Below are 11,512 nucleotides of genomic sequence, written 5' to 3' on the forward strand. Positions count from 1 at the left end.
ACAAGCAACGGTGGCGACGTGAAGGCCCGCTTCTTCATCCGGTAACCTGTTCCGACGCCGCCGGCAGGATCGCGGCCGCGGCCGGGCGTGGTGCGGCGCGGTGTACATCGAGCAGCCGCACGCCGATGCGATCGCGCAAGGCCGGCCAGAGGCCGCGCGGCGCCACAATCATCACCACGACGGCGATGATGCCGAGCCCGACCAGATACCAGCCGCCGGACAGGCCGAGCGGTCCGGTCATCAGCTCGCGCAGGCCGAAGAAGATGATGACGCCGAGGATCGGGCCTTCCAGCGTTCCGATACCGCCGATGATCACGATGAACATCATGTACACGGACCAGTTGACGTCGAAGGCCGCCAGCGGCGCGATGAACAGATTGCCCATGAAGTTGAGCGCGCCGGCAAACCCGCATCCCGCCGCCGAGAGCACGAAGGCGACAAAACGATTAAGCCGGACGTCGACGCCGACGCTCATCGCCGCAAGGTCATTGTCGCGCACGCTCATCAGCCCGAGCCCGAAGCTCGAGGTCATCATCCTGTACAGCGCCGCGATGGTCACCAGCGTCAGGCCGCCGGCGAGCCAGAACATCGTCGGCTCGAACCAGTCGAAATCGATCAGCCTGCTGGTCGCGAGCGGCACGCCCGACGTGCCGCCGACGGCCTGCGACTTCATCGTGAACGCGCCGATGATCTCGGCGAACACCCACATCGCGATCGAGAAATAGGCGTCGCGCAAACGAAACAGCGGAAAGGCGATGATCGCCGCAACGGCGCCCGCCACCAGCGGCGCGACCGGCAGCACCCAGATCGGCGTGACCTCGAGCCAGCCCGAGGTCAGGAACAGCGCATAGGCGCCGAAGGCGATGAAGACCTGGTGGCCGAGTGACACAAGCCCGGCATAGCCCGCCAGCAGGTTCCACATCTGCGCCATCGTCAGCAAGAGCAGGCACTCGGTCGCGAGCCGCAGAAAACCCTCGTTCAGCACCAAGGGCGCGCCGGCAATTGCCGCGACGAGCAAGATGGCAGAGGCCACAAGAATGGTCCGTGTCGGCATCGGAATCACACCCTGCTCGACACGAGACCCGACGGGCGGATCAGCAGCATGATGAAGAACAGGTGGTGCGCATAGAGCAGCCCGGCATTCGGATCGATTTTCAGCCCGATCAATTGCGCCATGCCGAGCGCGATACCGCCGAGCAGCGCGCCCCAGAACGAGCCGAGCCCGCCGAGCACCACGACCTCGAACGCGATCAACAGCCGCTCGGCACCCGAGAACGGCGTGAAGCTCGAGCGCACCGCAAGCAGCACGCCGCCGATCGCGCCGAGCGCGAGCGACAGGCCCATGACGTAATTATAGACCCGGTCGGGCTTGACCCCGGACAGCCGGACGATGTCCCGGCGGTCAGCCGTGGCGCGCACGATCCGGCCGAACTCGGTATGACGCAGCACGAGTTGCAGCGCCATGAACAGCAATGCGGCGAGCACCAGGGTGAGCAGCGGCATGATGCCGATGTTCAGCCCGGCGACCTCGAGGCTGGCGCGAGAGAGCTCGCCAACCTGGAGGCTGCGCACGTCGGCGCCGAACACCTCGACCATCACGTTGCGCAGGATCACCGACACGCCGAAGGTCAAAAGCAGCGGCGAGAGCGGATCGGGCGAGGTCACGACGCGGTTGACGATGGCGGCCTGATAGAGCCATCCGACCGCAAAGGACAGCGCAATCACCGGGATCAGCATCAACAGCGGCGACGCCTGCGGAAACAGGTTGGCCAGCAGCACGGCGCAGAACGCGCTCAGCACCATGAACTCGCCATGCGCGATGTTGACGACGCGCATCACACCGAACACCAGCGCGAGCCCGATGCCGAGCAGCCCATAGAGCCCGCCAAGCAGGGCCCCGTTGATCAATGTCTCAACCCAGATCATGTCGTTGCCAATCCTGGCTAGTTACCGAAATAGGCGTGCGTCAGCTGCTCCGGCTGCAAGCCTTGCGCCGGGCCGGTCAGCGACACCCGCCCCTTCAACAGGCAATAGATCCGCTCCGAGGTCGCGAGCGCGCGCTTGACGTCCTGCTCGACCAGCACGACGGCGGTGCCCTCGCGGCGGATGTCGGCAAAGGAGCGGTAAATTTGCTCGACCACGACGGGGGCGAGCCCGAGCGAGATCTCGTCGCACAACAGGAGCCGCGGGTTCGACATCAGCGCGCGGCCGATCGCCGCCATCTGCTGCTGGCCGCCGGAGAGTTGGCCGGGAAACATCCGCCGCCGCTCCTCGAGGATCGGAAACAGGTCGAATACCCGCCGCAGGGTCCAGCTGCCTTTGCGCCGGTTGACGCTGCCCATCAAGAGGTTCTCCTCGATCGTCAACGAGTCGAACAGCAGGCGGCCCTCGGGCACCATGATGAGGCCGAGCCGCGACACCTCTTCGGCCGGCATCTGCGAGATATCGATGCCGTCGAACTGCACCGCGCCGCGACGCTCCTCGTTGAGACCGACCAGCGCCTTCAGAAACGTCGACTTGCCGGCGCCATTGGCGCCGACCAGCGCCACCGCTTCACCGTCCGCGACGGTGAAGTTCATGTCGAACACGGCTTGCAGATCGCCGTAGAAGATCTGCAGGCCGTTCACATCAAGCAATGCCATCGGCCTTCAATCCCATGTAGATCTCGCGCACCACCGCGCTGTCCATGACCTCGGCCGGCGGTCCCTCCAGCACCTTGCGGCCGAAGTCGAGCACCAGAATGCGATCCGACACCGCGCGCAGCGCGTGCGGGATGTGCTCGATCCAGATCGTGGCATGGTCGGCCTTCACCGACTGGATGATGGCAACGAGGCGCTCGACCTCGGGCTCGGTCAGCCCGGCGGCGATCTCGTCGAGCAGGATCAGCTTCGGCTTCGAGGCCAGCGCCTTGGCGAATTCCAGCCGCTTGCGGTCGATCAGCGGCAAGGCGCCGGCGAGCCTGTCCGCCTTGGCGTCGAGCCCGGCGCGCTGCAACACCTCCATGGTCCAGCTCGATGCCGCCTCGCCGGTGAAGCCCGCGCCATAGGATGCCGCGACCAGCGCGTTCTCGTAGACCGACAGATGCGGGAACGGCTGCGGGATCTGGAACGCCCGCCCGAGCCCCATCCGCGCCCGGCGATGCGGCGGCAGGGCTGATATCTCCCTGTCGTCGAGCATGATCGAGCCGCCGTCGGCCGTGAGCAGGCCGACGATCAGGTTCAGCAACGAACTCTTGCCGGCGCCGTTCGGGCCGATCACGCCGAGGCACTCGCCGCGCGCCAGCTCGAAGCTGACATTGTCGGCGACCACGATCTCGCCGAAGCGCTTGGCCAGCCCGCTGACGCGCAGAAGCGGTGCCATCTCAGGCCAGCTTGGAGAGCAGCTGGAGATCGGCCTGCTTCGGGATGAACGGCGCCGTTCCGTTGTGCACGATCAGGAGCTCGTATTTCGACTTGCCGCCCTTGGCCTTGCGCCATTGCCCGCCGGACAGCGAGGTCACCGCGACGTTCTTGATCGGGCTGTCCTTGAACTTGACCCGGCCGACCACGGTCTCCATGTCGAGACCGGCGATCGCATCGCGCAATGAGTTCTTGTCCTTGGGATCGCTGTTCTGCAACGCCGCGAGCCCGACCTCCCACAGCGCATGGGCGTAGCCGATCGGCTGCGTCCACTGCTTGCCGGTGGTCTTTTCCCACTCCGCGGCGAGTTCGGCGGCGCTCTGCCCGGTCAGCGAGGACTTGAATGGATAAGCCGGCGTCCACCACACCTCGGTCGACATGCCGTCGCCGCGATCGCCGAGCGCATTCACCGCGGCCGGGAACAGGAAGGCCGCCGCCACCGTGCAGATCTGCGGCTTGAAACCGGCCTGCGCCGCCTGATTCCACAGCGTCACCCAGTGATTGCTGAAGGTGAAGCCGGAGACGATGTCGACGCCGTTGTTCTTGAACAGCGCGATCTGGTTGGTGAAGTCGTCGGTCGCGATCTGGAATTTGCCGGCCGAGAATTCCTGATAGCCGGCCGCCGAGATGCCTGCCGGCAGGCCGAGCTTCGGATCGGAGAATGCCTGGCCCGGCGGGTTATCGATGTAGAGCGTGCCGACCTTCTTGTTGGTCTCCACCGACTGCCACATGCCCAAGAAATTCTTCGCGACGTCGTCGGCGCCCCAGAAGAAGTGGTAGCTGTAGGGAAAACCCTTGTCCGGCGCCGACTTGCGCGGGAACATCCAGCCCTGCCACGGCACCATGGTCGAGATGGTGGGAATGCCGCGGGCGTCGGCGAGCTCCTGCACCGGCGGCTGGGCGTCGCCGTCCTCGATCAGGATCAGGTCGCACTTTTCACGCAGCACCAGCTCGCTCGCGATCACCGACGATCGATTCGGATCGGATTGATTGTCTTTGAACACCAGCTCGACCTGATAGGTCTTGCCGCCGATCTTCAGACCATCCTTCAGCCGCGCCTTGATGCGCTCATGGATCCAGGGATCGGGCTCGGCGAACTGCGCGCGGACGCCGGAGAGGCAGCCGACCCAGCCGATCTTGATGGTGTTGCCGGCGGCCCGCGCGACATTGACCAGTGGCACGTTCATCGCCGATGCGAGACCGGCGGCACCGGCCACTTTCAGCAGCGTACGCCGGTCGAGCCGGCCTGACGCCGTATTGCTCTTTGTCTCAGTCATGTCCCTCTCCCTCCACAACCAATGAAGATGCCTGACCGCGGCTCACGCAGCCGATCGCTGGATCGCCGCACGGCTCACCGCGGCGAATTTGCACAAGGTGTTTTCGATGATCCGGCGCGGGATGCCGCGCACGATGAAGACGAGCCGCGAGCGCCGGTCCGCCGACGGCCAACCGGCAAGCGTGATCGGCGGATGGAACACGTGCTGCACGCCATGCACTACGATGGGCGCATCGGGCTGCTCGGCGACGTGCACGATCGCCTTGAAGCGCAGCAGGTCCTCGCCTCTGAGCGCCGCGACATAGTCGAGCCAGCGCGCGAGTGCCTCGCGCTGGATCGGCTCGTCGATGACCAGGCTGTAGGATGACACGCCGGCATCGTGCGCGTGATGGCTGTGGTGGCCGCACGCCTCGCCTTCGCAGTGATGATCCCCGTGTGGCGAGTTGGCCGCCTGCGATGCCAGATCGAACCAGCGCACGACATCGGCGGAGCGCGCCGCCGGATCGAACAGCCCGGCATCGAGGACCTTCGCCGGATCGACGATCCCGTTCTGCACTTTCGTGCGCGTCGCGACCGGATTGATCGCCACAAGCTGCGCATCAAGCCGCGCCAGTGCGTCCTCGGCGGCAAGGTCGATCTTGGTCACCAGCAACCGGTCGGCGACGGCGATCTGCCTGACGGCCTCGCCATGGGCCGCAAGGGTGTGCGCACCATTAACCGCATCGACGGTCGCGACCACGCCGTCGATCCGGTAGCGACTGAGGACATCAGGCGCCGTCATTAGTGTGTGCAGCACGGGCACGGGATCGGCGAGCCCGGTGGTCTCGACCAGCACCCGGTGGAACGGCGGGATCGTGCCGTCAGCACATCGCGACGCAAGGTCGGCCAACGTCTCGATCAGGTCCTCGCGCACCGAGCAGCAGATGCAGCCATTGTCGAGCAGCGCCAGGCGGTCCTCGCTGCTCTCGACCAGCAGATGATCCAGCGCCACCTCGCCGAACTCGTTGATGATGGCGACGACGCCGCCAAGCTCGGGCTGGCGCAGCAAATGGTTCAGCACCGTGGTCTTGCCGCTGCCGAGGAAGCCGGTCAGCACCGTGACCGGGATCTGATCCGCCGTTGCCATCACGCGCCCCGCTCGTAGACCTTGCAGCCCTCGAAGAAGGTCATCTCGACCCGCGTATCGGCCAGTTGATCCGGCGGGATGTCGAAGATCATCTGGTCGAGCACGATCAAATCGGCGGATTTGCCCACCTCGATCGAGCCGATCGACTGGCCGAGGCCGGCCGCGCGCGCGGCATCGATGGTGTAGATGTCGATCACGGTTTTGAGGTCGAGCGCCTGCTCCGCCCACAGCGACTTGCCGGGAAAATCCCCGGTCGGATTCTGCCGCGTCACCATGCCCTCGATGCCCTGCCAGGGATCGGGGATCGGGATCACCGGCCAGTCCGAGCCGCCGGCCATCAGTGCGCCGGCCTCTTTCAGATCCCTGTTGGGCCAGAAGCGCTGCGCGCGCTCCTCGCCCATCGCGGCCTTGTGCGCCTCGAGGAAGATGGTCGGATACCAGATGATCGGCGACAGATCGGCGGCGACACCAAGCTCTGCGAAGCGCTTGATATCGTCGGGTGCGATATAGCTCGCATGCGCGATCTGATGGATCAGATGGGTCGGGCCGTTGAAGCTGCGCACGACATCAATGGCGTCGAGCGCCTGCGTCACCGCGGCATCGCCCGCACAATGGATCTTCGCGGCAAGGCCGAGCTTCTCGCAGCGCCCGAGCCAGCGGATCAGGTCCGGCACGGTCAGCATGGTGGCGCCGCGGAAGCAGCAGCCGCGCACGGGATCGGTTACATAGGGCTCGTGGAAGGCCGCGGTCTTGGCGCCCGGCACGCCGTCGAGGAACACCTTCACATAGTCGGGCTTCACATGGGCGCCGCGGTAATCCTCGCGCAACGCAAACAGCTCCTCGCCGGCCTTGCCGAACATGAAGCCCGGCTCGACCACCGGCATCGCGCAGACCGCCCAAGCGGTGAGCTCGCCGCGGTCGTCGAGCCCCTTCAGCGCCGCCATGATCGGCTGCATGCTGGCGGCGTCGATGAAGGCGGTGACGCCATAGGCATTCAGCACCGAGATCGAGCGCGCCACCGCCGCGCGGTCCATCTCGGCCGTGTAGTGACCGGAGGCCGCGAGCGCCCGCTCGACCAGGCCGGAGGCAGCCTCGATCATGATCCCGGTGAGCGTTCCGGACTTGAGGTCGCGGCCGATCTCGCCGTCGGTCGGATCAGCCGTGTCGGCCGCAACGCCGGCCAGCCGCAGCGCCGCCGAGCTCGCCCAGCGATTGTGATAGGTGTCGTCGCGCAATACGACGGGATGACCGAGGCAGGCTGCGTCCAGCAGCGCGCAGGACTCCGCGTTGTTCATCTCGTTCAACAGATTGTTGCCGAACTGCCCGCCGACGATCCAGGCGCCCGGCGCAGCCGCTGACGCGGCCTTGTGCAGGGTCTCGGCGATCCTCGGAATGCTGTCGGCGTTGGAGAAGCGCAGCTCGTAGAGATCGGCCTGTCCGCCCATCATGATGTGATTGTGGATGTCGACGATCCCCGGCATCGCCATGCGTCCGCCGAGATCGACGGTCGCCGTCCCCTCGCCGATGAGCGCCGCGACGTCGCGTTCCTCGCCGACAGCGATGAACCGGCCGGCCTTGACGGCCGCGCATGTCGCCCAGGGCTGCCCGCGGTTCGACGTGTAGATCCGGCCGTTGCGGAAGACCGTGTCGGCGAATGTCCTGTTCATACGGATCAAACTTCTCGATTGGGAAAGCCTGGAGCGATCAGCCTCTCACCGTGCGGTGCACAAGGCCGAACCGCGCGCGACGCCGGCATGATGGCCAAACGTTCGGCATGTCGGCATTTGGAACAATCCACCGTCCGGTGGATGCTCCGCCGCCTGCGGCGATACGGGCGGCGGCACGGCATAGAGCGACATCACTTTTTTCGAATTGAGCAGCAGGCTCCGCTTCACCTCTCCCGCTTGCGGGGGAGGTCGGCGCGCGCAGCGCGACGGGTGGAGACTCTCTCCGCAATGTGACTCGCGGAGAGAGCCCCCACCCCGGCCCTCCCCCGCAAGCGGGAGAGGGAGGGGCGGCACCGCCCTCGCGGTCGCTCTTCGACGCAATCCCTTATCACTTCAGAAGCCCAGCGCGAGGCCGTCCCTGCGGTGGTCGGAGGCCCCGAACAGAACGCCCCTCGCATGGTCGATGCGGATCGCCTGGCAGCCGCCTATCGGCTCTTCCGAAAACCGCGCATCGTGGCCGCGGGCGCGAAGGTCGTCACGGACTTCAGATGATATCGTCGTCTCCAGCGACAGCGCGCCGTCGAAGGCAAAGGAGCGCGGCGCCTCGGCCGCGGCCTGGATGTCCATCTTCATGTCGAGGATGTTCGACAGCAGATTGGCGTGGCCCGCGGCCTGGTAGTGCCCGCCCATCACGCCGAACGACATCACGGTCTTGCCGTCCTTGCGCAGCAGGCCCGGAATGATCGTATGCATCGGCCGCTTGCGCGGCCCGAGCGAATTGGGATGCCCCGGTTTGGCGCGAAAGCTCCAGCCGCGGTTGTGCAGCAGGATGCCCGATTTCGGCGCGAAGATGCCGCTGCCGAACGGATAGAACAGCGAGTTGATCAGCGAGACGGCGTTGAGATCGCGATCGACCACCGTGACATAGACGGTGTCGCGATGCTCGATATCGTCCCAGGTCACGGGCGCGGACGCGCGGCTTATGTCGATCTTGTCGCGGATTCTCCCTATATAGTCCTCGGCAAGGAATGCGGCCGGATCGACCTTGCTGGTGGCGGGATCGCAAAAGAAGGCATCGCGCGCGCGGTAGGCCGCTTTGGTGGCTTCGGCCAGCAGATGGATGCGATCGGCCTCTCCGAGCTTGCCGACATCGAAGCCGGCAAGCGTCCGCAGGATCATCAGCGCGGCCAGGCCCTGCCCGTTCGGCGGACACTCGATCACGTCGTGGTCGTGGTAGAGCGCCGAGATCGGGCGCACATAGTCGGAGGTCTGGGCGGCGAAATCGTCGCTGCTGTGGGCGCCGCCCAGGGCGCGCAAGATGGCCACCATCTCGTCGGCGGCCTCGCCCGCGTAGAAAGCGTCGCGCCCGCGCTGCGCGATCCGACGAAGGGTGCGGCCGAGCGCGGGTTGCGTACGGATGTCGCCGACCTCAGGCGCCTTGCCACCAGGCAGGAACTGCGCCGCCGCATTGCCGTCGATCTCGATCCGGGCCCGGAAGCGGCGCCAGTCCTCCGCGACGCGCGGCGTCACGCAAAAGCCCCGCTCGGCAGCCGCGATCGCCGGCCGGAAGATCTCCTCCAGCGACCTGCTGCCGTGATTGGCGATCAGCCGGCACCACGCATCGACCGCGCCCGGCACGGTGACGGCCTCGGGCGCAGTCGGTGGAATGTCGCGCGCGCCGCTTGCGGCAAATTTTTCGGCATCGGTTGCGGCCGGCGCGCGGCCCGAGCCGTTCAGCGCGATCGGCTCGCCGGCGTCAGGCGAATACAGCGCGAAGCAGTCGCCGCCGATCCCGGTCATCTGCGGCTCGACCACGCCCTGCACCGCGACCGCCGCCACCGCGGCATCGACGGCATTGCCGCCGGCCTTCAGCATCTCGACCGCGGCCAGCGTCGCCTGCGGGTGCGAGGTCGCGGCCATGCCACGCTCCGCAACCGCCACCGAACGGCCGATGGCCATGAAATCGCGCATGTCGTTTCCTTCAATGCTGTGAGCGGCCGCCGCTCGCCAACATTGTCGAAAACGACACCGGTCCTCGCGGAGGACTCTCGTTTGGCCACCAGGCAGGCAGCAATCCACCTAACGGTGGATCGGTGAACACGGACGAGGGTTGTCCCGCCAGACGCTTCTCGGACGCGGCGGATTGATCCGGCGGCAACCCGGCAAAACCTGTCAAACCTGCACGTGAGGAATTCTTTCGGCCTATCTGAATAGTTGCGTGCTCGGCGGCAATTCTGTGGTGGGTAACTGGTTGCCAAGCCCGGAGCGCGATGGCACGCTGCCATGATCAATTTAGCTCATGTCGATTGCCAATGCCGATGTCATCTCTCAAAGAGTTTCATGGCGCCAGGCGAAGTCGGTTCGGTTGCGGGGCTGGTTGGTTACGCATTGCCTCGTCGCTGGTCTCACTGTCATGCTGCGCCGTCGTTCACGACGTGCGTGCGGCGTCGCCCAATGAGGAGTCGAGCCGACAGGTGACGGCATCCGAACCGTCGGCTCAATCCGATGCCAACGGGAGTGTATTGCCAGATGCGGACCGAGCGTCGCCCGACGCTCTGCCGACGACGCCCAGCGAGAAGCAAGCTGAGCAGGTATCCACGGCCAACATTCTCGACCCGCTCAAGGTCGCCCCGGACAATATTGATACAGTTCTGGTCCTGGATGAATGCTTTGTTGCAGAGGCATGCATCGACCGGTTCCTTGGCGCGCTCTACACGCGAGCGCCGAAGACCGACTGGATCGTCGTGTACGAAAAAAAGGACGTGATCATCAAACGGAAGCGCAAACTGATCACCGTCACGCGCAGCATCCCGAAGCGGGTCGAAAATGACTTCGGATGGAAGGACCCCAAAGCCGCGGATAAAGCCGGGATGCCTCTGATGGATTACGTGATCGGGGGGATGGATCGAGCCTTCAAGCAAAAGCTGTTCTATATGCTCCATGCAGCGGAGCAGGCCGGACTGGCACCCGGGATCACGAGCGGATTCCGCGATGACTACCGCCAATCGATTGCAAGCGGGCTGAAGGCCGCAAATGACAAGTCTTATCACGGCGGCAGCTCGCGTGGTGGCTATGGTCACGGGCTCGCTGCAGACGTCGTCAGCATGAATGGCGGGAGCAAGGAGGAGCGTGCAACCGAGACCAAGCGATTATGGAAATGGATCGACGAGCACGAAAAGCAGTTCGGAGTTGGACGTCCCTACTTGAATGGAGACCCAGCGCATCTCGCACCGGTCGATGGTCGGGAATATGCTGCTCATCGCACGGTATCAAGGCACACAAAGCTGGCCGGCAAGCGACATACCCGAATTGCAGCATCTTCCAGGCATGGCGTAACGACGCGCGCAAAGTCAAAGGCAGCGTCGAGGGCCACGACGACGAGACTCAGCTCGCGCCTCTGATCGGCCTGCCCCTCCTGCGCTTCGTGCGCTCCGGCGCGCCCCAGCTCAGGGGGTGAGCCGGGGCTGGACCGCGGCTTCGGAGGCCGTAGCGGCCAGTCTCCACCCATGACGTTATGCCTCTCTTCGGACTCTCATCTACCAGGAACCGCGATTGCTGCGCCGCGCTACTACTTCTGCGCTGTGGAGCCTGCTTGCCGCTGAATCTGTTACTCGGGGCTAGTCCAGAATGGCAATTGCCGCGTGCGCTTGTCGATTTATGATGTCCCTAGTCGTGCGGATTGGCCGACATTTGCCCACACCCGACCATGCACCTCGCGCGATCAGGGATCGCCGCTTCGGCCCACGGAGCGACGGTCCCGCCCAATTCCGGATGCGACAAAATTAACCCGATGGGCAACTCAGCAAATCCTGTCCAATCCTTCGCGCGAAAGATATTTCGCTTTATCCGAATCGAAGTTCGATCACCCCTATGCGCGGGTGATGACACCGAAGAAGGGTACGCAATAGCGGTGCGCCGTCTCGCGCCAGAACCTTCCTCACCGTCGTCCCTGCGAAAGCAGGGATCCATGACTACAGGCAGTCATTATTGAGCGATGCCCGAACGACGAGTCCCGTTCACAACATCCGCCGCGGCGTATGGGTCC

Annotated in this window: 9 protein-coding genes; 1 reads left to right on the forward strand and 8 read right to left on the reverse strand. The window is 65.2% G+C overall.

Features of this window, described 5'->3' with window-relative positions; translation table 11 throughout:
• Positions 1-34: 34 nt before the first annotated feature.
• From AKL29_RS31985 to AKL29_RS32025, 8 genes are all read right to left on the reverse strand, one after another.
• Positions 35-1,033: a branched-chain amino acid ABC transporter permease gene (locus AKL29_RS31985; RefSeq protein ID WP_244482541.1), complete on the reverse strand. Its 999-nt coding sequence runs from the start codon at positions 1,031-1,033 to the stop codon at positions 35-37.
• Between the two features lie 26 nt (positions 1,034-1,059).
• Positions 1,060-1,926, reverse strand: coding sequence for a branched-chain amino acid ABC transporter permease (locus AKL29_RS31990; RefSeq protein WP_050386924.1), 867 nt, complete (start codon positions 1,924-1,926; stop codon positions 1,060-1,062).
• Positions 1,927-1,943: 17 nt separating this feature from the next.
• Complete coding sequence (locus AKL29_RS31995) at positions 1,944-2,642, reverse strand: ABC transporter ATP-binding protein (protein WP_028331396.1); 699 nt, start codon at positions 2,640-2,642, stop codon at positions 1,944-1,946.
• Complete coding sequence (locus AKL29_RS32000) at positions 2,629-3,360, reverse strand: ABC transporter ATP-binding protein (protein ID WP_050386925.1); 732 nt, start codon at positions 3,358-3,360, stop codon at positions 2,629-2,631. Before AKL29_RS32000 ends, AKL29_RS31995 begins: the two co-directional genes overlap by 14 nt.
• Before the next feature lies 1 nt (position 3,361).
• Positions 3,362-4,675, reverse strand: coding sequence for an ABC transporter substrate-binding protein (locus AKL29_RS32005; protein WP_028331398.1), 1,314 nt, complete (start codon positions 4,673-4,675; stop codon positions 3,362-3,364).
• 42 nt (positions 4,676-4,717) lie between these two features.
• Positions 4,718-5,800 (reverse strand): CobW family GTP-binding protein, encoded by a 1,083-nt coding sequence (locus AKL29_RS32010; RefSeq protein ID WP_050386926.1) that lies wholly within the window; start codon positions 5,798-5,800, stop codon positions 4,718-4,720.
• Positions 5,800-7,467, reverse strand: coding sequence for an amidohydrolase (locus AKL29_RS32015; protein WP_050386927.1), 1,668 nt, complete (start codon positions 7,465-7,467; stop codon positions 5,800-5,802). Before AKL29_RS32015 ends, AKL29_RS32010 begins: the two co-directional genes overlap by 1 nt.
• A 393-nt stretch (positions 7,468-7,860) precedes the next feature.
• Positions 7,861-9,438: a gamma-glutamyltransferase family protein gene (locus AKL29_RS32025; RefSeq protein WP_050386929.1), complete on the reverse strand. Its 1,578-nt coding sequence runs from the start codon at positions 9,436-9,438 to the stop codon at positions 7,861-7,863.
• 503 nt (positions 9,439-9,941) lie between these two features.
• On the opposite strand from AKL29_RS32025, the gene AKL29_RS32030 reads away from it, so the two are divergent.
• Entirely contained in the window at positions 9,942-10,868 is a 927-nt protein-coding gene (locus tag AKL29_RS32030) for a D-alanyl-D-alanine carboxypeptidase family protein (protein WP_244482542.1), read from the forward strand.
• Positions 10,869-11,512 lie beyond the last annotated feature (644 nt).

Origin of the sequence: Bradyrhizobium pachyrhizi (assembly GCF_001189245.1) — a bacterium.
In the GTDB taxonomy this organism is placed as follows: domain Bacteria; phylum Pseudomonadota; class Alphaproteobacteria; order Rhizobiales; family Xanthobacteraceae; genus Bradyrhizobium; species Bradyrhizobium pachyrhizi.